General features: G+C 40.2%; 21 protein-coding genes. 8 read left to right on the forward strand and 13 right to left on the reverse strand.

Annotated features, from left to right (window positions below; translation table 11 throughout):
* Positions 1-99 precede the first annotated feature (99 nt).
* Positions 100-1,755, forward strand: a complete 1,656-nt coding sequence (locus AQPE_RS17005) for a diphosphate--fructose-6-phosphate 1-phosphotransferase (protein WP_318347693.1) — start codon at positions 100-102, stop codon at positions 1,753-1,755.
* Positions 1,756-1,856: 101 nt separating this feature from the next.
* On the opposite strand, the gene AQPE_RS17010 is transcribed toward AQPE_RS17005, so the two are convergent.
* Positions 1,857-2,360: a thioredoxin family protein gene (locus tag AQPE_RS17010; RefSeq protein ID WP_318347694.1), complete on the reverse strand. Its 504-nt coding sequence runs from the start codon at positions 2,358-2,360 to the stop codon at positions 1,857-1,859.
* Positions 2,361-2,667: 307 nt separating this feature from the next.
* On the opposite strand from AQPE_RS17010, the gene AQPE_RS17015 reads away from it, so the two are divergent.
* Positions 2,668-3,357 carry a NigD1/NigD2 family lipoprotein gene (locus tag AQPE_RS17015; protein WP_318347695.1) on the forward strand — a complete coding sequence of 230 codons (690 nt, stop codon included), beginning with the start codon at positions 2,668-2,670 and terminating at the stop codon, positions 3,355-3,357.
* A gap of 141 nt (positions 3,358-3,498) precedes the next feature.
* A complete protein-coding gene (locus AQPE_RS17020) occupies positions 3,499-5,583 on the forward strand; it encodes a S9 family peptidase (protein ID WP_318347696.1) in 2,085 nt (694 codons plus the stop codon).
* A 77-nt stretch (positions 5,584-5,660) separates the two neighbouring features.
* Here AQPE_RS17020 and AQPE_RS17025 read toward each other — a convergent pair whose 3' ends face one another.
* Positions 5,661-6,383 (reverse strand): cytidylate kinase-like family protein, encoded by a 723-nt coding sequence (locus tag AQPE_RS17025; RefSeq protein ID WP_318347697.1) that lies wholly within the window; start codon positions 6,381-6,383, stop codon positions 5,661-5,663.
* Positions 6,384-6,555: 172 nt separating this feature from the next.
* On the opposite strand from AQPE_RS17025, the gene AQPE_RS17030 reads away from it, so the two are divergent.
* Positions 6,556-7,944 carry an aminopeptidase P family protein gene (locus AQPE_RS17030; protein WP_318347698.1) on the forward strand — a complete coding sequence of 463 codons (1,389 nt, stop codon included), beginning with the start codon at positions 6,556-6,558 and terminating at the stop codon, positions 7,942-7,944.
* An 82-nt stretch (positions 7,945-8,026) separates the two neighbouring features.
* Here AQPE_RS17030 and AQPE_RS17035 read toward each other — a convergent pair whose 3' ends face one another.
* From AQPE_RS17035 to AQPE_RS17070, 8 genes are all read right to left on the reverse strand, one after another.
* A complete protein-coding gene (locus AQPE_RS17035) occupies positions 8,027-8,521 on the reverse strand; it encodes a hypothetical protein (protein ID WP_318347699.1) in 495 nt (164 codons plus the stop codon).
* 79 nt (positions 8,522-8,600) lie between these two features.
* The gene (locus AQPE_RS17040; protein WP_318347700.1) at positions 8,601-9,137 is read right to left on the reverse strand and encodes a glycoside hydrolase family 108 protein; all 537 of its coding nucleotides are present in this window, start codon (positions 9,135-9,137) and stop codon (positions 8,601-8,603) included.
* A 258-nt stretch (positions 9,138-9,395) separates the two neighbouring features.
* On the reverse strand, positions 9,396-10,034 hold the full coding sequence (locus AQPE_RS17045; protein ID WP_318347701.1) for a hypothetical protein: 639 nt from the start codon (positions 10,032-10,034) through the stop codon (positions 9,396-9,398).
* A gap of 112 nt (positions 10,035-10,146) precedes the next feature.
* Positions 10,147-10,722, reverse strand: coding sequence for a DUF4405 domain-containing protein (locus tag AQPE_RS17050; protein ID WP_318347702.1), 576 nt, complete (start codon positions 10,720-10,722; stop codon positions 10,147-10,149).
* A gap of 149 nt (positions 10,723-10,871) precedes the next feature.
* On the reverse strand, positions 10,872-11,630 hold the full coding sequence (locus tag AQPE_RS17055) for a LytR/AlgR family response regulator transcription factor (protein WP_318347703.1): 759 nt from the start codon (positions 11,628-11,630) through the stop codon (positions 10,872-10,874).
* 4 nt (positions 11,631-11,634) lie between these two features.
* Positions 11,635-12,681 carry a sensor histidine kinase gene (locus tag AQPE_RS17060; protein WP_318347704.1) on the reverse strand — a complete coding sequence of 349 codons (1,047 nt, stop codon included), beginning with the start codon at positions 12,679-12,681 and terminating at the stop codon, positions 11,635-11,637.
* Positions 12,682-12,838: 157 nt separating this feature from the next.
* A complete protein-coding gene (locus AQPE_RS17065) occupies positions 12,839-14,947 on the reverse strand; it encodes a M3 family metallopeptidase (protein WP_318347705.1) in 2,109 nt (702 codons plus the stop codon).
* Between the two features lie 29 nt (positions 14,948-14,976).
* A complete protein-coding gene (locus AQPE_RS17070) occupies positions 14,977-17,001 on the reverse strand; it encodes a M3 family metallopeptidase (protein WP_318347706.1) in 2,025 nt (674 codons plus the stop codon).
* 334 nt (positions 17,002-17,335) lie between these two features.
* Here AQPE_RS17070 and pheT point away from each other — a divergent pair, with 334 nt between their 5' ends.
* From pheT to AQPE_RS17090, 4 genes are all read left to right on the forward strand, one after another.
* Entirely contained in the window at positions 17,336-19,786 is a 2,451-nt protein-coding gene (pheT, locus tag AQPE_RS17075; protein ID WP_318347707.1) for a phenylalanine--tRNA ligase subunit beta, read from the forward strand.
* 146 nt (positions 19,787-19,932) lie between these two features.
* Positions 19,933-20,847, forward strand: coding sequence for a DMT family transporter (locus AQPE_RS17080; RefSeq protein WP_318347708.1), 915 nt, complete (start codon positions 19,933-19,935; stop codon positions 20,845-20,847).
* 138 nt (positions 20,848-20,985) lie between these two features.
* Positions 20,986-21,888, forward strand: a complete 903-nt coding sequence (locus AQPE_RS17085) for a DMT family transporter (RefSeq protein ID WP_318347709.1) — start codon at positions 20,986-20,988, stop codon at positions 21,886-21,888.
* A gap of 121 nt (positions 21,889-22,009) precedes the next feature.
* Positions 22,010-22,456 carry a YybH family protein gene (locus tag AQPE_RS17090; RefSeq protein WP_318347710.1) on the forward strand — a complete coding sequence of 149 codons (447 nt, stop codon included), beginning with the start codon at positions 22,010-22,012 and terminating at the stop codon, positions 22,454-22,456.
* Positions 22,457-22,532: 76 nt separating this feature from the next.
* Here AQPE_RS17090 and AQPE_RS17095 read toward each other — a convergent pair whose 3' ends face one another.
* The 3 genes from AQPE_RS17095 to AQPE_RS17105 all read right to left on the reverse strand — a co-directional run bounded on the left by AQPE_RS17095 (position 22,533) and on the right by AQPE_RS17105 (position 25,066).
* A complete protein-coding gene (locus tag AQPE_RS17095; protein ID WP_318347711.1) occupies positions 22,533-22,919 on the reverse strand; it encodes an SRPBCC domain-containing protein in 387 nt (128 codons plus the stop codon).
* 153 nt (positions 22,920-23,072) lie between these two features.
* Positions 23,073-24,539 (reverse strand): DUF3078 domain-containing protein, encoded by a 1,467-nt coding sequence (locus AQPE_RS17100; protein ID WP_318347712.1) that lies wholly within the window; start codon positions 24,537-24,539, stop codon positions 23,073-23,075.
* Positions 24,533-25,066: a hypothetical protein gene (locus AQPE_RS17105; protein WP_318347713.1), complete on the reverse strand. Its 534-nt coding sequence runs from the start codon at positions 25,064-25,066 to the stop codon at positions 24,533-24,535. Before AQPE_RS17105 ends, AQPE_RS17100 begins: the two co-directional genes overlap by 7 nt.
* Positions 25,067-25,128: the final 62 nt, after the last annotated feature.

Here is a 25,128-nt window from a genome sequence, read left to right on the forward strand (position 1 = left end):
AAATAAGCCGAATATGCTTTCAATCTGATTGTGGAACCATGGTTTTAGATTAATTTCGCGTCGGTTTAAAAAGTAAATCCTATCAAAAAATAAAAACCTATGACAATTAGCGCATTACAATCAGAAAGGGCTAAATATCAGCCAAAGCTTCCTAATTCATTACAGTCATCAGTAAAACTCGTTGAAGGTAAAAATACCCAATCGGTTGCCGATCAGGATGAGATTAAGAAACTTTTCCCAAATACTTATGGCATGCCTTTGATTACATTCGAGGCTGGCGAGAAAAAACAATATCCGGCGGTGAATGTTGGTGTGATTCTTTCAGGAGGTCAGGCTCCAGGCGGACACAATGTGATTTCAGGTATTTTCGATGGTATCAAAAACATCAATCCTGAAAGCAAACTTTATGGATTCCTTGGCGGTCCTGGTGGTTTAGTCGATCATAGCTATGTAGAGCTTACTGCTACTGTTATCGACGAGTTCCGCAATACCGGAGGTTTTGATATCATTGGTTCTGGTCGTACCAAACTCGAAGAAACTGCACAGTACGACAAGGGTACCGAAATTATGAAAGAATTGGGCATCAAAGCACTCATCATAATTGGTGGTGACGATAGCAATACCAATGCTTGTGTTTTGGCCGAATATTATGCTGCTCAAAATACAGGAATTCAGGTGATTGGTTGTCCAAAAACAATTGATGGTGACTTGAAAAACGACATGATTGAAACTTCATTTGGTTTTGATACTGCCACAAAAGTTTATTCTGAATTGATTGGTAACGTTGAACGCGATGCCACATCAGCAAAAAAATACTGGCACTTTATTAAACTGATGGGGCGTTCTGCTTCGCACATCGGTTTGGAATGTGCATTACAAACTCAGCCAAATATTACACTGATTTCGGAAGAAGTTGAATTGAAAAAACAAACTTTGGGCGAAATCGTTGATTATATGGCTGGAATCGTTGCTAAACGTGCAGCCAATGGCGAAAACTTTGGAGTTGCGTTAATTCCAGAAGGTTTAGTTGAATTTGTTCCTGAAATGAAAATCCTGATTTCGGAATTAAACGATTTATTGGCTGAAGGTTCTGAAACAGAACAAAAATTTAAATCGTTTACAAGCAAAACAGAAGGTCGCGCATTTGTTGCCGGAATTTTATCTGCTGAATCTGCAAAAGTGTATACATCACTTCCTTCAGGAATTGCTGACCAGTTAACTCTTGATCGCGACCCACATGGAAATGTGCAGGTATCGCTTATCGAAACCGAAAAGCTGTTGGGTGAAATGGTGAAGAGCAAATTGAAAGAAATGAAAAAAGTCGGTGAGTTCAAAGGTAAATTCGGAACACAGTATCACTTTTTCGGTTACGAAGGACGTTGTGCTGCTCCATCAAACTTTGATGCTGATTATTGCTATTCATTGGGATACAATGCGTCATTCCTGATTGCTGAAGGTAAAACCGGCTATATGTCATCAGTTCGTAACCTGACTGCTCCTGCTGCCGAATGGATTGCTGGTGGAGTTCCGGTAACTATGATGATGAATATGGAACGTCGCCACGGACACATGAAACCGGTAATTCAGAAAGCTTTGGTTGAACTCGATAGCGCTCCATTCAAATTCTTGGCTGCAAATCGCGAGAAATGGGCTATTGAAACTTCATTTGTTTACCCTGGACCAATCCAGTATTGGGGGCCAACAGAAGTTTGCGATCAGCCAACCAAAACCATTACTCTGGAAAGAGCAAAATAATTCAGATCATTCAATTCGATTAAATAGAAAACCCCGAAAGCAATTTCGGGGTTTTTATTTTTTTGTGCTTTAGTCTGCGACTTCCAACTTCCGTCTCCATTTTACTTCTTCACCAAAAGATACTTTTCAATATTCTCGATGAACATCTTCTTGGTTTCTTCTTTCGATCTGCCAATTCCTGACATCATGACCGGTTTCCCGTTGGCTGGAATATAAAGAAATGCCGGAATTCCGGTGATGCCAAATACCTGCGCCAATTCACGTTCCTGATCGGTATTGATTTTATAGACCAGAATTTTACCCGCATATTCTTCACCAACTTCATCAAGTATCGGGCTTGCAATTTTGCATGGTCCGCACCAATCGGCATAAAAATCAATAATTGCCGGTTTATTTCCCAGGTATTTCCAGTCGTTTGGCGACTTGGTAAAATCCCAAACTTTCTCAACAAACAGGGCTTTTGTCAACTTTTCAGAACTATTTGTTTCTGTTGTTTTTATTGAAGAGTTTGTAATCCCAGTGTTTTTATTGATTTCCTGTTTTTTATTTCCGCAGGCCGAAAACACAATGGCGACCACGGCTACAGTTAAAAATAGATGTTTCATAACTTATTGGTATTTATCTGTTTATGTTTTGTTGTATAACCGCTCATATAAATTCATGCATAAAAAGATGAATTAAATATGTATGTATATAGATATGATATATCAATAGCTGTGCCAGAAATAATATTACTAAGCAGTTCGAAATTTTATTAAAAAAGCAAAGCCTGACGCAACCAAAGAACGGTTATCTGTATCTATAGTTTGAACAATTATTACTGGAAAGCCTGCGTATTGCGGTGTTAGTTCATCAAATGGAGCTTTCATTGGGTATATGCAATTGAAAACAATTTTTAAATATAGAATTAAAATGAAAAAGTTATTTGTTTTATTATTGGTTGGTTCCTTATTCGGCCTGATGTCAGGCTGCGATATGGATGATGATGAATGCTTAAATTCCGTAAGCGATGCCTGGGTTGGATTTGGATTGGTGAATAAAGATGCTTCATCTGAATCATATACGATTGCGATGGATGACGGCGAAGTGCTTTACCCTGCAACCAATTCCGTTTTTGATAAGGATGTCTTTAATAATGAACGAGTCTTGGTCAACTTTACTATTTTAGGTAATAAGAATAATCCGGATCACAATGAATACTATTATGTGCAAATCAATTCATTACGAAAGATATTGTACAAGGGCATTTTCGACATTACGCCTGCGAAAGAAGATAGCATTGGTAATGATCCCATTCTTGTTAAAGATAAATGGGTAAAAAATAATATGCTGAATTTTGAATTGAAATACTGGGGTGGCAACAAGACTCATTTCATAAATCTAGTGAAACAACCTGGTGCAATAAATACTGAAAGTGGTCCTGTAATCCTTGAGTTAAGGCACAATAACAATGACGATACCGATGGATTGCCACTTTCGGCCTATGTGTCATTCGATTTAAGCGCTTTAAAGGTTGCAGGTAAAAGCAGTACATCTTTCAAGGTTGTTGCCAAGGGATTCGACGGAAAGGACTTTGAATACACAGGAGAATACAAATACTAGAAACGGTTTCAATCAATTCGGTTATTTTGTAAAAGCATCTGTTGTTAAAAGCAGATGCTTTTCATTTTTTTATTGCCCTACAATCCTTACATTCACAACCTTTAAATCAGATATAATAAGAGAATATTTAAATTAGCCAGTATGATAAAGTCTGTTTGTTTATTGGCCATAGCGGCTACTTTGTTTTCATTTACAAATCCGAAAACGACAAAAGAAATGACAATGAATTCGAATCCTGAAGTTAAGAAACTGGCTTCAGATGTGATGACACCCGAAGTGTTGTGGAGTTTTGGCCGCATTGGCGACCCGGCTGTTTCGCCCGATGGAACAACTGTTTTGTATTCGGTAACCAACTACAACATCGAAGAAAACAAATCGTATCGCGATTTATACACCGTTTCAGTTAATGGCGGTGTTCCTGTACAAATCACTTCAACTCCGGAAAAAGAATCTTCAGCAGTATGGAGACCTGACGGCAAAAAGATTGGTTTTCTATCTTCAAAATCCGGTGAAATGCAGCTTTGGGAGATGAACTTAGATGGCTCAGAACCAGTTCAGGTTTCAGAAATAAAGGGTGGAATTTCAGGATTTAAATATTCTCCTGATGGAACCAAAATCATGTTTACTGCCGATGTAAAAATGAAGAAGGATGTTCATGATTTGTTTCCCGATTTACCCAAAGCCAATGCATATCTTGAGAATGATTTGATGTATAAACATTGGGACGAATGGGTGCAAACAGTTCCTCATCCTTTTGTCGCTGATTATGAAAACGGGAAAATTGCTAATGCTGTTGATTTGCTTGAGGGCGAACCTTACGAAAGCCCGATGAAGCCATTTGGCGGCGTTGAACAATTGGATTGGAGTCCCGACAGCAAAACGATAGCTTATACTTGCCGGAAAAAGACTGGTAAAGAATATGCACTTTCTACCAATTCAGATATTTATTTCTACAATGTTGAAACGAAGAAGACGGAAAATAAAACTCAGGGAATGATGGGTTATGATCAGAATCCGGTTTTCTCGCCTGATGGAAAGTGGATAGCCTGGGAAAGTATGGAGCGCGATGGATACGAAGCTGACAAAATACGCTTGTTTGTGATGAATCTGCAAACTGGCGAGAAAATTGACTATTCCGCAGAGTTTGATCAGAACTCAACGAATCTTGCCTGGAGCGCAAACAGTAAATCAATCTATTTTATTAGCTGCTGGCAAGCATTAACTCAGGTTTACCGTTTGGATCTTGCCAGTAAAAAGATTGCTCAGATTACAAAAGGAATTCAGGATTATGCTTTTGTTGCTGAAGCAAAAGATAAGCTTATCGGCATGAAACACTCGATGAGCAAACCCGATGAAATTTATGCCATCGATTCAAAAACTGGTGTTGAAACTGAACTCTCATTTCAGAATAAACCCATTTTAGATCAACTGACTTTATCAAAAGTGGAAGAGCGCTGGATAAAAACTACCGACGATAAACAAATGCTTACCTGGGTGATTTATCCACCTCATTTTGATCCAAACAAGAAATATCCAACTATTTTGTTTTGCGAGGGCGGTCCGCAATCAACGGTTAGCCAGTTTTGGTCGTATCGCTGGAATTTTCAGCAGATGGCAGCCAACGGATATATTGTTGTTGCTCCAAACCGTCGCGGATTACCGGGCTTTGGAAAAGAATGGCTGGAGCAGATCAGCGGTGATTATGGTGGTCAGAATATGAAAGATTACCTCTCGGCGATTGATGCGGTGGCAAAAGAACCGTTTGTTGACAAGGATAAATTGGGTTGTGTTGGTGCAAGTTATGGCGGATTCTCTGTTTACTGGCTGGCAGGTCATCACGAAAAAAGGTTTATAGCTTTCATTGCGCATGATGGGATGTTTAATTTGGAACAGCAATATCTGGAAACCGAAGAAATGTGGTTTGTAAATTGGGATTTGGGCGGACCGTATTGGGATAAAGCAAATGCAGTAGCACAGCGGTCATATGCCAATTCTCCTCATTTGTTTGTTGATAAGTGGGATGCTCCAATTTTGGTTATTCACGGTGAAAAAGACTACCGCATTCTCGCGTCTCAAGGTATGGCAGCCTTTAATGCTGCAGTTTTGCGCGGAGTTCCGGCTCAAATGTTAATCTTCCCGGATGAAAATCATTGGGTTTTACAACCACAAAATGGAATTCTGTGGCAGCGGGTTTTTAAACAGTGGCTCGACAAATGGCTCAAATAGTTTTAGCGTTTAAGGTTCAAAGTTTAAGGTTCAATTTCTTTAAGGGGACTTTAAACTTTGAACATGGAACGTTGAACTCAGAAAACTTCGACCTTGCTTTTGTTAGTTTCGAGCAGTCCTTTGATCTTCGAGGCTTGGCAAATTAGCGAAATTACATTTTCAATTCTCATTCGGGCTAAGTTAATTGTCAGATCAAATTCTTCAGTAGGCGTGTGATCGCCAGCAATGTGTTTCCTGAAATTCTCACGTTCTTTCTCTGTTTTTTCAATAAAATCAACCGCTTCTCTGAGGTTTAGTCTATTCTTTTCCATGATTTGTTTGATTCGCCAATCGAGTGGTGCGGTCAATTTGACAAGTAGCGATTTTTCAATGTCCTTGGTAATAATATGACCAGCTCGTCCAACAATTATGCAGAATCCATCGTTAGCGAAGCTAAGTTCCAAATCAATAAGGGTTTTGCTGATTTTTCGGTCGCTTTTAAATCTTTTCTCACTGAAGGCTGATAAAACATCATCAATCAGACCTCGATCCCCCTCTTTTAAATAGTTCCGTAATTTATTCGGATCCATGTCTAAACCACGGGCGCTTTCCTGAAGAATTTCTTTGCTTAATACTTTCCATTTCTTGCAAACACATTGTTTGTCAAGTTCATTGGCCAGTTGTTTGGCAATATTTACGCCCCCGCAGCCAACTTCTCTTGAAATGCAGATTACTGGCCCGGGTTGGCTGCTATGTTCCACATATTTCGGATCATTTTGGTGCAGCCTCTTGCTTAGGTAAACCATCAAAGTATTGTTCATGGCGCAGAGATTTTTGGTTATTATAAGTTACGAAATATTTCATTTGCGGTTGGAATTTTTCGGATCTGATTTCATGTTAAATTATATGGTATAAAACATTAGTATGAACTAAATCGTTTCTTATCAAAGGTATTTTTTCTACCTTCCGTAACTAATTTTAAAATTTTAATGCATGTTTAGTTCAGATACATATATTACTCGTCGCCGATATTTAAAACACAATATATCAGAAGGCTTAATTGTTCTTCTTGGGAATGTTGATGTTCCGATGAATTATACTGATAATACTTATTATTTTAGGCAAGATAGTTCATTTTTATACTTTTTTGGGCTTGATTTTCAGCGATTGGCAGGTATTATCGATGCTGATTCGGGTGACGAAATTATTTTTGGAGACGATGTAAGTATTGAAGATATTATATGGATGGGACCTCAGGTTTCATTAAAGGAGAAAGCCGCCAGAGTAGGAATTACCAAAACAGATTCCTACAAAAATCTTCAGATGATTATTGATAAGGCTATCCGGTCGGGCCGGAAAATACATTTTCTGCCGCCATATCGTGCCGAAAATAAACTTTTGCTCAGCGATCTTTTTGGAATTTCTCCGTCAAAATTAGCTTCGTATTCTTCGCTTGAATTGATAAAAGCGATAGTCTCTTTGCGGTCGGTGAAAGAGGAACAGGAAATAACTGAGATTCGGAAAGCCTGTGCGGTTGGTTACCAAATGCATGTTACTGCCATGAAAATGGCTAAAGCTGGGGTTCAGGAACAAACCATTGCCGGAACTATCGAAGGAATAGCCAATTCAGGAGGAGGAATGGTTTCGTTTCCGGTTATTTTATCGCAGAACGGTGAAACACTTCACAACCACGATCATTCGCAAATGTTGAAGGATGGACGGTTATTGCTGGTTGATGCCGGTGCTGAAATCGGATCACATTATGCATCTGATTTTACGAGAACCGTTCCGGTTAGTGGAAAATTTACCCAAAAGCAGCGTGAAATTTACGAGATTGTTTTGGCTGCAAACAACAGAGGTCGCGAATTAACCAAGCCTGGTACAACTTATTTATCAGTTCATTTGGCGGCTGCCGAAGTTATTGCTTCAGGCCTGAAAGATTTAGGCCTGATGAAAGGCGATGTTAAGGAAGCCGTCAGGAATGGGGCACATGCTTTATTTATGCCTCATGGATTGGGGCATATGCTTGGTTTAGACGTTCATGATATGGAAGATTTGGGACAGATTTATGTGGGATATGACGACGAAACCCGGCCAGTTGATCAGTTTGGGACTGCTTATGTACGCATGGGACGGAAACTTCAATCTGGATTTGTTATAACCAATGAACCGGGAATCTACTTTATTCCGGCATTGATCGAAAAATGGAAGGCCGAGAAAATAAATACTGATTTTATCAACTTCGATCGACTTTCTGGTTATCTGGATTTTGGCGGAATTCGACTTGAAGACGATATTTTGGTTACTGAAAACGGAAGCGAAATCATTGGAGATCGGATACCAGTTACCCCGGATGAAATTGAGGATTTGATGAAGTTATAGACTTCCGATTCCGATATAATCAATTAGAATTATCGAAATTGAATTGTAGCCCGTCTCTGATCGCAGAAACGGGCTATTAATTTTAGGTCGTCTCTTTTTTAAATTGATTGGCAAGAGTATGCGCTTTGGCCGCACTGCCTGCCGATGATCCAAAGTAGTAACTGTATATTTGAGTTAGGGTGGCACTTAAAACGCCCAGAATATAAAGTATAACATCTTTTTTTTCTGCTGGCAATTCCTGTTTGGAAAAGACGAGTACAAAAAAGAGTCCCAATGTTATAACAGTGGTTCCTAGTGCCAAGTAAGGTGCGACATTTTTTGCAAGTTGGGTGGCATATTCGCTGGTCTGCACCTGAACCTCGCGCTGACGGGCACTGTTGAGGTCTCCAAGGATCATTTGCTGCTCTTCGTTCGAAAGTTTTTGCATATCCAATTGAAACTGCATCTCCGACTTTCTTATTTCATTATCGAGCGACATTTTTTCTTCCTTGGTTGTAATCACATTATCGAGCACTTTGCCCACCGAATCGACAAGCGTACCGGCTCCTCCTGAAAATAGGTTTTGTAGAAATCCCATGATTGTTTGATTTACTATTTCGATATTTACGATTTACGATTGAGGGAACAAAAGCGCAAATCGTCTAATTGTAAATAAATTAGGCGTTTTCGCCTAAAGCTCTGATTACCCAGCCATAGAAGTATTTCCGGCTGGTCGGTCTTTTCTTTACGATATTTACATAGCGGGCAATTTTAGCAACTGTAAAGGATGCCAAAAAATGTTCGGGATCAAAGTTGTTGATTGCTGAGATTGAATTTGGTCCGATCACCCCGTCAGATTTGGCGCCAACCACCATCTGCGCCAACGAAGCACTTGTTCCAACACCAGCATTGACGCCAAAATCAAAGATCGAATTGGCGATTTCCTGATTAGCAATTTGATCACCGTTTATTTTATCCCAGAAAGTGACCCGATAGAAGTCGGATATGTTTTGCTGAAGTTCGGGATCTTTGTCGAGGTTGGCCGGAAAACCAGTCTGCCGTTTCAAAATATCGACTTTTGTCCATCCGTCCCATTTGCTGAAAATCTTGCGGGCTACACCTTTATAGGTTTCGCCTCCCGGATCATCCGGATCGTTGCCATAGCCTCCTTCGTGAGCTATCATCAACTGAAATGCTTGAGTAAAATCAGCCATAAGAATTGTGTTTTAAGTGAAACCAATCATACCTCATAAATAACAAAAGACAAATTTGTCTTTTGTTATTTATTCACTTAAAACTGAAAAGGTTACCCTCGCTCTTATTAATTCTTTCAAATCCAGTATTCTGTAGATTTTGCGGAGTAATACTTTTATTTAAATTATTATGTTTTCCCTTTGTGTTTTTCAATAGGATTAGTCAAAGTAATGTTCTTTTGTGGTTTATAATGAGTTGTTTATAAGCTATTTGGTGGGTTAAAAAATACTTTGTTCGATAAATATCCCGAAATTAGTGAAGCTCTTGTAATTTGGGCCAACCTGTTCCAACCCTGCCGCAATTCCGACTTGAGTATTCCTAAATCCAAGACCCAGACGAAGATCCTGCATGTTTTTAATGTTTCCATCGCCATTAAATAGAAATAGACTTTGGATACCAGCAACAAAGTTTAACTTTTCATTGATCTTTGGGGTCAGTTGTAAAATCGAAAATATATCGCCTTCATTTCTACTATCTCTAAAGTTGATCCTTGGTGATAGTAATAGGAACAAGCTTTTCTTATTCAATTTGTATTGCATCCCGGCAGTGGGCAAAAAACCAGTTTTGCCGGTATAAAGACCACCACCAGTTATCCTGAAATTTTTAATGGGCTCGAAAAATACCAAATCTTGTAGCATTAAATCATTCTCGCTGTTATGGAGATAGTCGAACTGGAGAATATTGATGTGGAAAATACCAAACTTTGATGTTTGACTGAAATTTTTACTGACAATCATCTTTAAAGTTCCATACTTATCTCCCAACATCAATTCTGCAGGGATGGGTTGTGCTTTAGCCATGAATCCAGTCAAGATCAAGAGAAAAATAATTGGGATAAGTATTTTGCTTCTTTTCATATGTCTATAATTTGCTTCTTAATTGCCATCTGGAACTCGCCAATTAGTCATCCTCGTGTGGAGGATGTGTTACTCATGGCTCGTTTCATTTGTATAAATTCCAAGGAATAAATTATGCAGTTGCAGCTTTCTTTGTGATGAAGTATTGGGCTATAGTGATGTACCATTTAAATCGCTGAACAATGTGGATCAGTATTAACCCAAGTAATATCTGGCTTGTGATTTCGTGGATCTCTTTGAAATTGATGATATCACGCGGCACAACTTGTGTCCATAGCATTATCCCGGAAACAGCCATTGCGATAAAAAATACGACTGTAATCGAAAGCAGTTTGTTTTTTAACAGATGGTCGGTTGAAAAGAGTTTTTTAAACCAACTCCAGTGTTGTATGGTATGTAACAACATCAATGCAAGAAGTGATAAACCCAGATAAACATGCGTGCTATCTTTTCCATTGACTGGTTCTGAACTAGTTCCTTCACCGCTGATGAGGTCAATTACGTCAGCCTCGTTCATGGATCGACTGCTGTATTCAATGAATGAACTCTCTTCCCGGGAATGGCCCCTTCTACCTTCATGTTCTCCTCCTCCGTCAAATAATCCTGTTTGGGCTGTGATACCAAAACTGATGATCAAAAGTACATTGATCAGGTACTTTAGTTTGAGTGATTTTAATAGTGTTTTCATGTTCTTCGCATTTAATAATTGATTTTTTAGTTTTCCTGTAATACAAACATAAACAGTAAGTACTGCTCTAGTTCGGAATTCTAAATGAAGCGAAGATTTTCAGGAGTGAAATGCTCTTAAATAGAGTTAAAATGTAATCGGTAATTGGGTTACTTTCCGTCGAACCATTCTCTGAATTCGGTTACCCGTGTCCGGCTGATGAGAATTTTTTCAGGAATGGCAACTTTTAGGTTGATTGATAGTCGGTTGTTGAACCAGAAATCAACTTCTTGAATTGAATTTTTTGAGATGATGAATTGCCTGTTTGCTCTAAAAAAGTCATTTGGATTGAGTTTTCCAGCCAATTCATCGAGTGTAAAATCGAGGTTGCATGATTTGCCATCAAAAGCTTTAGCGATTACAATTCCCGAATCGATGTAGATGTAGGCAATATCGCAGGCTAAAAGAGGAATCATTTTATCGCCTTTTACTGATACCAGAAAATGTGTTTTGTATGATTTCTCTTGTTTCAGGGAGTCGATAAGCTGTTGGATATCTGACTTGATATTATTAGTTGCTGAAAGTGTTTTTAGTTTGACTATGGCTTTTTCAACAGATTCTTTTGTTATTGGTTTAAGTAAATAGTCGATGCTGTTTACCTTGAAGGCTTTGATCGCATATTCGTCATAAGCAGTTGTGAAAATGATGGGACAGGTGATATTTACATGATCAAAAATCTTAAAAGCCGACCCGTCAGCAATGTGTATATCCATAAAAACCAGATCGGGTAGGGGATGATTTTCAAACCATGCGACCGAAGATTTGATACTATCTAATATGTCGATTACTTCAATGTTACCGACTTCGTTCAGCACGCTTACCAGATGTCGTGCTGCTAGCATTTCGTCTTCAATCAAAAGAGCTTTCATCTTTTTACGGTTTGATTAAGGGTACTTCTACTTTAAACTCCTGATCAATCTTAAATATCTGAATGTCATAGTTTCCTAATAGCCGAAAAAGTTTCGACAGGTTGGTCAATCCTATTCCGTTACCTTCTTCCTGTGTTAGTTTCTCCTGAATTTTATTGCTGACCACGAGAAAGCCATTTTCTGTTGATTGTATTTTAATTTGGAACGGGTATTCTTTGCTTATTTCATTGTGTTTTACCGCATTTTCAACGAGAGTCTGTATTGTTAACGGTGGAAGTTCGAAGTCTTTAAGTTGATCGTCAATTTTTGTTTCTATGGTTAGATTAGTGTCGTACCTCATTTTCAAAAGAAAAATATATGATTCGGTAAATTCTAATTCTTCGCTTAAGGCGACGAGTTGTTTACGGTTGCTTTGTAAAGTATAGCGCAAAACCTGCGAAAGGTGACTGATGTATTGCTTGGCCAATGATGGCGAATCTTCCACAAGTATTTTTAACGCGGTTAGTGAATTGAAAAGAAAATGCGGACTGACTTGATTTTTAAGTGATTCAAATTGGCTTTTTAGACTTTCATTTCTCAACTTTTCGTTTTCAACTTCAATGGTCTGCTTTTGAAAGATCAGTCTCAGAATTAAGATGCTAATTAATACAATTGATGAACAAAAGAAATTTCTAAAGAGTAGATCTTCACCACGTCTATGAATGTAGACCTGAGATTCAACTGAATGTTTTGTGATAATAAATAATTGAGCAAAAATGAAAGCGAGTAGAAATGTAAGGACAATCGATGTGGCAATCTTTTTAAAGTTTAACTTGTAATGGGCATCGAATGGTTTATATAACGGATAGTTCAGAAGAAAAATAAGAAATGCAAGGATGAAGGTTGATAAAAAATCAAAGCTGGCATGCGACAGCGTTAATATTTCGCCATGACGACCCACACCATCATCGAATAAAGTTTGGGCAATCAATGAGAAATGGATTGTCAGGCTTATTGCAAACGACAGAAGCAATGATATCCAGATGTATTTCTTCGGCATAGTTGTACTCATAATTCTCAAAGGTACAAATAACCAGAAGTCATTTGTGTAGAAAGTGTTTTGAAATGATGAATTGTGAGGTTGAAATGATAAAAAACAGAACTGAAATAAAAAGACCCGCTTCGCAAGTACGAAACGGGTCTTTTCCCTGAGAGAATATCTGGTGTGTTTATTTCAAACCTTTGCGTTTCAAAAGCGGTTCTATCGAAGGCTCCTGACCACGGAAGTTTTTGTAAATAGTCATTCCTTCGTCCGATCCTGATTTGGTTAACAAGGTGCGGAATCTGGCCGCAATTTCAGGATTAAAAATATTACCGCTTTGTTTGAATGCATCGAAAGCATCGGCATCGAGCACGGCAGCCCAGGTGTACACATAGTAACCGGCTGAATAACCTCCGGAGAAGATGTGCGAGAAGTAGGTACTACGGTAGCGGGGAGCAATTTCTTTAATCAAGCCGATTTTATCCATTGCAGCTTTTTCAAAGGCTTCAACATCTCCGTTGAACGGAATCGTGTGCCAGTCCATATCGAGTAACGAAGCAGCCAGTAATTCAACGGTTTCAAATCCCTGATTAAATTGCGCGCTTTTTTCGAGTTTGCTAATCAATTGTTGCGGAATCACTTCTCCGGTTTTATAGTGTTTGGCGTACACGCTAAGCACTTCAGGCTCTGATGCCCAGTTTTCCATGATTTGCGAAGGAAGTTCAACAAAGTCGTTCGGAACACTTCCGGCAGTGCGACGGTATGGCCCGTCTGTAAATAAGGCATGAAGCGCATGTCCTGATTCGTGGAACAAGGTGGTTACTTCTTCAAAACTCAATAAGGCCGGAACATCTCCGGAAGGGCGGGTGAAGTTGCAAACGATGGAAACCACAGGAGTAATCATTTTGCCGTCTTTGTACGATTGGCTGCGGAAAGAAGTACACCAGGCTCCATTGCTTTTTCCAGCGCGTGGATGAAAATCCATATAGAAAATACCAATGTGCCTGCCATCGGCTTCCTGAACTTCGTAAGTCATAACTTCAGGATCGTAAATCGGCAAGTCAGTTCTTTTTATGAATTTGATTCCGTAAAGTTTGTTGGCGGTGTAAATCATGCCGTCGATCACATTTTCGAGCTTGAAATAAGGCTTCAACTGAGCTTCATCCAGATCGTATTTGGCTTTGCGAACTTTTTCGGCATAAAACCACCAGTCCCACATGTCCAGTTTAAATTTTCCGCCTTCTTTGTCAATCATGGCTTGCATATCATCACGTTCTTTTTTTGCACGTTCAAGTGCCGGAGTCCAGAGCTTCATCAGAAGTTCGTTTACCTTTTCAGGCGTTTTAGCCATATTAACATCAACAACATAAGCTGCCCAGTTATTAAAACCAAGTAGTTTTGCTTTCTGTTCGCGTAATTTTACCAGTTTGCCAAGAACTTCTTTGTTGTCGTTGGCATTCCCGTTATTGCCCCGCATGAGGTAACCTTTATACAATTTTTCGCGAAGAGCCCGGTTTTCGGCAAACTGGAGGAATGGAAGCATGCTTGGTTTTTGTAGGGTAAAGACCCATTTACCATCGAGACTGTCTGCTTTAGCCAGATCGGCAGCAGCAGAAACAACATCGGCGGGCAAACCTTTCAGATCGGCTTCATTGTCGATTACCAACTTGAAGTTTTTATTGGTCTCGGCTAATGCATTTTCACCGAATTTAAGTTCGGCCATCGAAAGTTCGTCGTTTAGCTTGCGGAGTTCGGCCTGTTTATCTTCAGGTAAATTTGCGCCGCTGCGTTCAAAGTCCTGATAATATTTTTCAACAACCCGAATTTGCTCGGCATCAAGATTTAAATCATTGCGTTTTTCGTAAACCGCTTTTACACGTTTGAAGAGGTCTTTATTCAGCATGATGTTGTCGCGGTGCGCCGAAAGTTTTGGAGTGATTTCGCGCGCCAGAGCCTGCATTTCGTCGTTGGTATTGGCCGAGTTCAGGTTAAAAAATACATTCCCAACATTGTTCAGCAAATCACCCGACAAATCAAAAGCTAAAATCGTATTATTAAAAGTAGCTTCTTCTTTGTTGTCGGTAATTGCTTTTATTTCAGCGATCTGATCCGCAATTCCGGCATCAACGGCTGGCATGTAATGTTCCAGCTTGATTTCGTTGAATGGCGGAACCTGAAACGGAGTTGTGTACTCTTTAAAGAATGGATTGTTCATGTCTTTTTTTACTTCTTTGGCTGTGTTGCAGGCATTTAAAATCAATGCAAGTGCAATAAGCGATAAACCGATTTTCTTCATGTTTTTATTTCTTTTTAATAGTGTGAATTTTAATTTAGTCCGCGACGTTTCAGCAATGGTTCAATCGATGGTTCCTGTCCACGGAAGTTTTTGTAAATCGTCATTCCTTCATCTGATCCCGATTTGGTTAACAGCGTCCGGAATTTGGCTGCCAGTTCCGGATTAAATAAATTTCCGCTTTGTTTAAAGGCATCAAAAGCATCGGCATCCAATACAGCGGCCCAGGTGTAAACGTAGTATCCGGCCGAATAGCCTCCGGAGAAAATATGCGAAAAGTAGGTGCTGCGATAGCGCGGTGCAATTTCAGGAATTAAACCAATTTTGTCCATCGCCGCTTTTTCGAAGGCTGCAACGTCGCCGTTAAACGCATTGGTGTGGTAATCCATGTCGAGCAACGAGGCAGCTAATAATTCAACCGTTTCAAATCCCTGATTGAATTGTGCACTCTTTGTTAATTTTGAAATCAATTCTTCAGGAATTACCTGACCAGTTTTATAGTGTTTGGCATAAATGCGCAATACTTCAGGCTCCGAAGCCCAGTTCTCCATAATTTGTGAAGGAAGTTCAACGAAATCGCGCGGAACATCGCGAGCTGTGCGTTTGTAGGGACCATCGGTAAACAGCGAGTGGAAAGCGTGGCCCGATTCGTGAAACAATGTGGTTACCTCTTCGAAACTCAGAAGGGCAGGAACGTCGCCTGATGGACGGGTAAAGTTACAAACGATAGAAACGACCGGAGTGATTTTTTGTCCGTCTTTGTAGGATTGAGAGCGATAAGTTGTGCACCATGCTCCATTATTTTTTCCGGGTCTCGGATGAAAATCCATGTAAAAAATACCGATATGCTGGCCATCAGCTTCCTGAACTTCGTAAGCCATCACTTCATCGTTATAAACCGGAATATCGGTTCGTTTGATAAATTTCACACCATAAAGTTTGTTGGCTACATAAAACATTCCGTCGATCACATTTTCAAGCTTGAAATAGGGTTTCAACTGGGCTCCATCCAGATCGTATTTGGCTTTGCGGACCTTTTCGGCATAATACCACCAGTCCCACGATTCGAGTTTGAACTTGCCACCTTCCTGATTAATCATGGCTTGCATATCGTCGCGTTCCGTTTTTGCCCGTTCGAGTGCAGGAACCCAGAGTTTCATCAGGAAATTGTCAACATTCTCTGGCGTTTTGGCCATATTTTCATCAACCACATAGGCCGCATAATTCGGAAATCCCAGAAGTTTGGCACGTTCATCGCGTAATTTTATGATGTTTGCAATAACCTGTTTGTTGTCAAAAGCATTATCATAGTTTCCGCGGTTCAGGTAGCCTTTATACAACTTTTCGCGCAGGCTGCGGTTTTCGGCATACTGAAGAAATGGCAACATGCTCGGTTTCTGAAGTGTGAAAATCCATTTTCCTTCCTGACCCGCTTTTTTTGCCAGTTCGGCAGCGGCTGCAATCACATCAGCAGGCAAACCTTTTAGGTCGTCCTTATTATCGATCACCAATTTGAAATTTTTGTTGGTTTCAGCCAAGGTATTCTCACCAAATTTGAGCGTCTGCATCGAAAGTTGCTTGTTCAGTTCGCGCAATTGGGCCTGTTTTCCTTCCGGAAGATTTGCTCCACCGCGTTCAAAATCTTTATAGATTTTTTCAACCAGACGCACCTGATCATGATTCAGGTTCATCGAATTTCGTTTTTCATAAACGGCTTTCACACGCTTGAAAAGATCCATATTGAGCATGATGTTGTCGCGGTGAGCCGACATCATCGGAGTGATTTCGCGCGCCAGGGCCTGCATCTGGTCGTTCGTGTTGGCCGAATTCAGGTTTGAAAATATGCGTGATTTAGTCAGTAATTCACCTGAATTGTCGAATGCCAGAATGGTGTTTTCAAAATTCGGTGCTTCTTTGTTTTCGGTAATCGTTTTTATTTCAGCAATTTGCTCTGTAATACCAGATTCCATTGCCGGTTTAAAATGCTCCAACTTAATTTCGTTGAAAGGCGGAACCTGAAATGGTGTTTTGTATTCGCTAAAAAATGGGTTACTCATATCTCTCGTTTGGGCATTGACATTGAAGCAAGAATATAGACATAGTGAAAATATGCCTATAGAAATTCCGATCTTTTTCATTCTGAATGGGTTTGATTTTTATTTGGGTTGAAATATAGAAATTTACAGTTGCTTCAATACTGATAAATGTCGTGAAAAAGTAATAAACATGACTTATTTCAGGAAACGGAGCCATTACAAACACAAACTACCGGCGTGATGGTGTTTCATCGGTTTTAATTTGTCGTTATTTACGGCTCAATTTTCTTCCCTTCCCCTGAAATTTTATTTACTTTTGCCGATCATTGAATTTCAGACATAAAAGACATTTATCATGAACATATCTTACCGCTGGTTAAAAGAATACATCAACCTCGATTATACTGCCGATGAAGTTTCTGCTTTCCTTACGCAGATTGGGCTTGAAGTTGGAAGCATGGAAGAAGTTGAAACCATTAAAGGTGGTTTACGCGGCCTAGTGATTGGTGAAGTTCTGACCTGTGAACAGCACCCTGATTCGGATCATTTGAGCAAAACTACTGTAAATGTAGGTAATGGCGAAGTTTTACCTATTGTGTGTGGTGCGCCTAATGTGGCTGCCGGACAAAAAGTGGTAGTTGCCGTGGTTGGTACAACTTTGTACGATGGCGACGCAGAATTTAAAATCAAGAAATCAAAAATCAGGGGTGAAGTTTCTGAGGGCATGATCTGCGCCGAAGATGAAATTGGACTGGGAGCAAGTCACGACGGAATTATGGTGCTCGACCCATCGGCGGTTCCCGGAACTCCAGCCAGCGAATACTTTAAAATCGAGTCGGATTTTGTGCTTGAAGTTGACCTTACAGCGAACCGGATTGATGCGGCTTCTCACATTGGTGTTGCCCGCGATTTGGCTGCCTACATCAACCAAAAACATCCGATTAGCTATAACCGCCCTTCAGTTGAAGCTTTTAAAGTCGATAATCATTCTCTCTCGATCCCGGTTGAGGTTCTCAACTCTGCTGCTTGTCCGCGTTATTCCGGAGTTACAGTTTCAAAAGTGACTGTAAAAGAATCTCCTGAATGGTTGAAAAATAAATTGAAACTCATTGGTTTAAAGCCAATCAACAATATTGTAGACGTTACCAACTTTGTTCTTTTCGAAACTGGTCAGCCGCTTCATGCGTTTGATGCAGCGGAAATTAAGGGTGGTAAAGTGATGGTTCGCACTGCCGAAGCTGGCTCTAAATTCGTTACACTCGATGGCGTTGAACGCGAAATGCATCCTGATGATCTGATGATTTGTAATGAATCGGCTGCCATGTGCATTGCTGGTGTTTTTGGTGGTCTCCATTCAGGAGTAAAAGATACGACAACAAGTATTTTTATTGAAAGTGCCTGGTTCGATTCGGTTTATATCCGTAAAACAGCTCGTCGCCATACATTGAGTACTGATGCTTCGTTCCGCTTTGAGCGTGGAACTGATCCGAACGGAACTATTTATGCGCTGAAACGTGCAGCCTTGTTGATTAAAGAAGTGGCTGGCGGCGAAATTTCTTCTGAAATTGTTGATGTTTACCCGAATCCGGTTGAGGGTTTTAAAGTGGATTTGTCATATGCGAATGTCAAAAGGTTGATTGGTGCTGATTTGGGAAAGGGAACGATTAAGCAAATTTTGGGAGCTCTCGAAATACGTATCGAAAATGAAACCGAAACCGGTCTTTCGCTTCTGGTTCCGCCATATCGTGTTGACGTTACCCGCGAATGCGATGTGATTGAAGATATTTTGCGCATTTATGGGTACAACAACATTGAACTGCCAACTCAGGTTAACGCATCGCTGCAATATTCGGTGAAGCCAAATCCAACCAAACTCCGGAATTTAATCGCTGAAATGCTGACAGCACAAGGCTTCAACGAAATCTGGTCGAATTCGCTTACCAAAACTTCCTATTACGAAAATAATTCGGCGCTTCCTATTGAAAGTACCGTTAAGCTGTTTAACCCTTTAAGTAACGATTTGGGAAGTATGCGCCAGACTTTGCTTTATGGTGGTTTGGAGTCGATTGCCCACAATGCGAATCGTAAAAATCCAGACTTGCGCTTGTACGAATTCGGAAACTGTTATTTCTTTAACGGCAGCAGCCTGAAAGAAAATCCGATTCGGAATTATCGTGAAGAAGAACATTTAGGTGTATTTATTTCTGGCGATAAAGAAGCTGCCAACTGGTCAATACCAGCCAACAAAACTTCGTTCTTTCTCCTGAAATCGTATGCCGAAAATATTTTGAAACGTCTGGGCTTTTCTGTCCTGAATCTGAAGTCTGAAGGTTTTTCGAACGAGTTAATCAGCGAAGGCGTGCAGTATTTCATTAACGGTAAAAAATTGGTTGAATTTGGTGTGGTTTCAGGAAAAACGCTGAAGACTTTCGGTATTGAAAACCCGGTTTATTTTGCCGATTTCAGTATGGATACCGTATTTGTTGAGCTTAAAAATAACAAAGTCGTATTTGCCGAATTACCTAAATATCCTGAAGTTCGCCGCGATTTGGCTTTATTGCTGGATAAAACAGTTCAATTCAATCAACTTCGCGATTTGGCTTTCCGTTCTGAACGTAAATTGCTGCAATCAGTTGATTTATTTGATGTTTACGAAGGCAAAGGCGTTCCGGAAGGCAAAAAATCGTATGCGCTCAGCTACATTTTGCGCAACGATGAAATGACGCTGAACGACAAACAGATTGAGAAAATTATGCAGAAATTTGTCTCGACTTACGAACGCGAATTGGGTGCACAGTTGAGGTAGTATTTTACAGATAAAACTTTCAAAAGGTGTTGCTGTTCAATTCGGTGGCACCTTTTTTATTCGAAGGAAATGTTACGTGTTGCGAGATTCGTGTTGCGGATTTTTATCTCGGAACCCGCAACTCGTAACGATTTAAAACTTCTCAAATGAGCAATCAGACAAAAGGAATTGTATATACACTAATCACAGTATTGATGTGGGGAGTTTTGGCTATTGCGCTGAAAATTGCTTCCGGAGTCATTGATTCGCCTACCATTGTTTGGTTCAGGTTTTCGCTGGCCTTTTCAGGAATGGCCATCTGGGCTCTTTTTAACGATCCAAAAGCTTTAAAAATTCTATACAAACCTTCATTTATTCTGGTTATTTCTACCTTAATGCTGGCCTGGAATTACATCGGTTTTATGTGGGGCGTTCAATACACCACACCGGGAAATGCTCAGGTTGCAGTTCAAACGGGGCAGGTTGTTCTGGCCATTTTTGGAGTTGTTTTTTTCAAAGAAAAACTTTCATGGATGCAGGGGTTCGGATTTTTGTTGGCCCTTATCGGATTCTGGATTTTTTACCAACAGCATTTAACTGCATTACCCGCGGATAAAAGCGAATACACCAAAGGGACGCTTCTGACCGTTTCTGCGGCTCTCACCTGGGCAGTTTATGCAGCTATGCAGAAAAAGCTAATACATCAACATCCGGTGACCACCCTGAATTTATTCATTTTCGGATTGCCAGTTCTGCTGTACTTGCCGTTTGCCAATTTCTCGAGTCTGGCTCATTTAAGTCTGGGTTATTGGCTTCTTTTAATTTTTCTGGGGATGAACACCCTAATTTCCTATGTCTGCCTGACGCTTGCCCTGAAATACATGGAAGCGGGAAAGGTCAGCGTTTTGCTGATCATGAATCCGATCATCACATTTGTTATCATGGGTATTCTAACCTGGCTTCAGATTACCTGGATAGCACCCGAACATTTTTCGGTACTTTCAATTTTGGGGGCGTTACTTGCATTGTCGGGAGCAATTTTAGTGGTGCGAAAAAAAAAGAAAGCAGAAGTTGTATCGTGAAACCATCAGAGAACATTAAGTTTCAATAAACAAATACTTCTGCCGGCGATCAATCGATCTGTTGGTGTTCAAGTCTTTCTAGTTTTGCCTCTGGAATAAATGTACAGACGCACGATTGTGCGTCTCTAACAAAAAAATATGTGGGTAATTTTAGCCTTGTCGTCGGCCATTCTATTAGGGATTTACGAAGTTTTTAAGAAGCTTTCGGTTCATAAAAATGCAGTCATTCCGGTACTTTTTATCTCCACATTAACCAGTGCCTTAATTTTTTTGCCAATCACGGTTGGCTCGGGTTTTTATCCTGAATTTTTCAAAGGCATTCAGCTTTTTGTTCCTGAAATTACGTTGGGGCAGCACGGATTTATCTTCCTGAAATCGATGTTGGTGGTTTCGAGCTGGATTCTTGCATTTTATGCGGTCAAAAATCTTCCGATCACCATCGTCGCACCAATTCGGGCAACCGGTCCAATCTGGACTTTAATAGGCGCCATTGTGATTTTCAGTGAACACCTCAACTTTCAGCAATGGGCTGGAGTGTGCATTACTTTGTTTTTTTTCTATTTATTGTCCACTGCCGGGAAATTAGAAGGCATTAATTTTTCGGCCAACAAATGGGTGTTTCTCATCATGGCAGGAACATTCCTTGGAGCGGTGAGTGGTTTGTACGATAAGTTTCTGATGCGACGTATCGACCGGATGGCTGTTCAGGCATGGTTTTCGTTTTATCAGGTTGTTATATTATTGCCGGTTTTGGCAGTCAATCGGTGGCGCTTGCCCAAAGGAGAGCGAACTCCGTTTCACTGGCGTTGGTCTATTCCGTTGATTGGCGTTTTTTTAGTTTTGGCCGATTACCTGTATTTTAATTCTTTGAGTCATCCGGAATCGATGATTTCCATTGTTTCTGCATTACGTCGCGGGGGCGTGGTTATTTCGTTTGCAGTGGGAGCGCTTGTTTTCAAGGAAAAAAATATTCCTCGAAAAGCGCTGTATCTGGTTGGTATTCTGATTGGTATTTTATTAATTTCGATGGGTTCGAAATAGTTCCGGCTTCGATAGGCTCAGTCACTGTCATATTCAACGCGATGTTATCCTTTGCGTTTCGCTTCAGACTTCGGCGTGAGCTCAGTCGAACAGACCTGAAATACTACCTAAAAGTCTAGCTATGAAAAAAGTATTCTTGTTTATTTTTACTATTGGGGTTTTGTTTTCGTGTACTGAAACAAAACCAGTAGCCGATCCCAAAGTTTTGATGGATGCTGATATCGCCTTTTCCAATTATTCAGTCAAACATGGCATTCAAAAGGCATTCATCGAATTTGCCGACGATAGTGTGGTTTTGCTGAAACCCAAACGGATGCCCATCGTCGGGAAATTAAACCTGATAAAGAGTTACGAAGGTAAAAGTGATAGCGGAGTTGTGCTAAGTTGGATTCCTGCTAAAGCGATAATCGCAAAAAGTGGCGAATTGGGTTATACCTATGGCTTCTGGACATTTGTCACCAAAACTGATACTTCGCACGGCACTTACATGACGGTCTGGAAAAAAGATACGAACGGACACTGGAAATACATTGCTGATACCGGGAACGAAGGGCTTTCAAACAAATAGGGAAATGGGAAAAGTCATTAGTCATTCGGAAAGCTGGTTTTCAATGACTTTTTTCCAATGACTAATGACTATTTCCTTATTGCTTAAACAACTCATTCAGCCCATTGAAATAGTCTTCTTCCCAACCTTCAGAAATGTTACGATAAGCTTCATCCGGAATATTGGTTTGGTGCACTTCCATGCTGGTGCCGCCTTTGTCAGGATGTAGTTTAATGGTTACAATCGATTTTTTATCATCGTCTTCTTCGCCAAAGAACCATTCCTGAACAATTTTCTTATCCTGTTCGAATTCCAGGTTAATACCACAGATACTTTCCTCCCACATCGAGAATTCAGTGCCGGCAATTGGTTCCATCACTGCATCTTCCCCAGTCCAGATTTCAATCATCACTTTATTGGTAAGTGCATTATAAACATCAGCAGGTTGGGCAGTTATCCTGAAGTATTTTTTATATGTTTTCATTGAGTCGTTTTTTTATGATGATTTCTCAGAATAAAGGTAGAGCATCCAAATATAGGTTAATTTCTGAGATTCCGCATTACAGGCTTACTTCGATATGCTGCACTACACCGGGAGTTGTACTCCGGTCTTCCACCTTCGGACTTCCAGCTTTCCTTAATGAATCTTTTTTCTCTGATAAACGTGTTTGTTTATTTTATAAGAGAACCCGATGGTGCTCAGCTCTTTGGTTTGCCATTTGGGTTTATATATTTCGGTACCATTTGCCTCAAATCTTCCGGTAGGGAAAGTTACATTGCTATCGTACAGCATATACAGCATAAAAGTCATGCTAATTCGGTTGGTAAGTTGGGCAACTATTGTATTTTCCCAGTTTACATCAATCTTTTTAAATGGTTGCTGGTAATTCAGGAACATTTTATACTTGGTTTCATAACTAATGCGCGGCGTAATATCTATTTTATAACGGAGATCGATGTTAAGACCAGGTTCCCAGAAGCTTCGGCTATGAGCCGATACGCCAAATTTGGTCTGGTCTATCAGAGCGGTATCGCGTACAAAAACATTTTTTGCTGTGATTGGCGAAAGGAACAACGAGAAATTTTTGTTCGGTTTATAGTCGAATCCAAGTTTGATAAATGTTGTGGCTGGCGACATGAAACTTGAAATGGGAACAGAATCATTTGGATAGTTGTACCCTTTGAAAAACTGAGTTTTATAATCAATTTCAGTACTGTAATACCAATCTTTAAAAGCATTTACACCCAACCGTGAAATCAGTTCCAGCTTATCATCATTTTTCTGCGTTTGGTTTATATCACCACCTTGCCTGATCCACCCGTTCCGAAATTCAACACTATTTTCCCATTTTAGTTTGCTGTCATTAGAATAGTTGGCATATCCTTTCAGCACAGTCAGGAACGAAAATGAACTTCGACCTCCAGCTTTCCAATTACTAAGGTACAATTGTGTAAACCCTAAGTTTCCGTTTCCTCCCAAATCCCAGGGTGCAACAACGTTGTATTTCTTTGGGATTTTGGTTAGTTTCTGATCGGGAGTGTACTTCTGAAATACATAGTCTCGGTGTTGTTTATGCTCAATCCGGTTAAACGTAATGTTGTCCTCAATAGCAATTCCAATGGTTTGTTTGTCGAGGTTCATCAGTTGAACTCCGATGGAATCGTTTTGTATGTTTTTGATGTACATCCGGCTAATTGAACGTTGGTTATTTCGTAACCAAAGTTGCGAAGGCTTTCCTGTTAAGCTTTGTATGTACAGAGAAACGGAATCGTTTTGAGCGTAGCGCTGTAGTGTTTGCACATAAAGACAGATCGAATCATTCACCGCCCGTACAATCGAATCGTTGTAAGTAGTCAGGATTTGTTGGTTTCGCAGTTTTAACGAATCGCTTAGTTGGTTTTGCAGCGAGTCGGAGAATACGCGAACTGCATATTTTCGGTAGGCTGTGATGGCCGAATCAAGATTCATCTTTTCGAGTCGGCTGTTGAATCGCTGGCGGGCTGCTTCAAGTATAGAACTGCGCGCATTCTGCCGATTTTTGATTTTTTCAAAATTGTTTGGTGCTTTTCCCAGCGAATCCTGAATCGCAAAAATATTCAGCAAACTGTCGGGTAAAACGATTTTGGTTCGGCGTATAATCGCCTCTTCATCACCCTCGGCGATAAGTTGATTTTTTTATCCGGATTAACAGTAAGGTTTTCAGGCAACGGAATTGTTTTCATATCAACTCCATTCCAGATGGCACGGTCGAGTTGTTTCATTTTCTCCAAAATAGTACGATAACCCAAATATCCTTTAACCTGAAGCGAATCGCTTACGTTTTCAGGCGAACGGTTGATGTATCGCAGGTCTTTGTTTGTCTGGAATTTTTGAAGTTTTATAAGGATGGTGTCGATGCGTTCATCCTCTGCATAATGGATTAATCCGTTTACTGTTCGTATTATTTCAGGATTTTCCGATTGCCATACCGCATTGGGCTGGATGTGTTTTTTCAGAAAATCGATCCCCAACTTGATGGAATCTGAATTACTAAGTACTACTTCTTTCTTTTTGTCGACGGGATTGGTTTCTGCGAATAATGAAACACTGATCAGGACGATAAATCCTGCGCAAAGTTTTTTAAGCTGCATATCTATTCGGTTAATTGGCTATCAGGTAAAACGTTTTTGTCATCAACTTGTTGTCAGGCATT

This window comes from Aquipluma nitroreducens, from assembly GCF_009689585.1.
GTDB lineage: Bacteria > Bacteroidota > Bacteroidia > Bacteroidales > Prolixibacteraceae > Aquipluma > Aquipluma nitroreducens.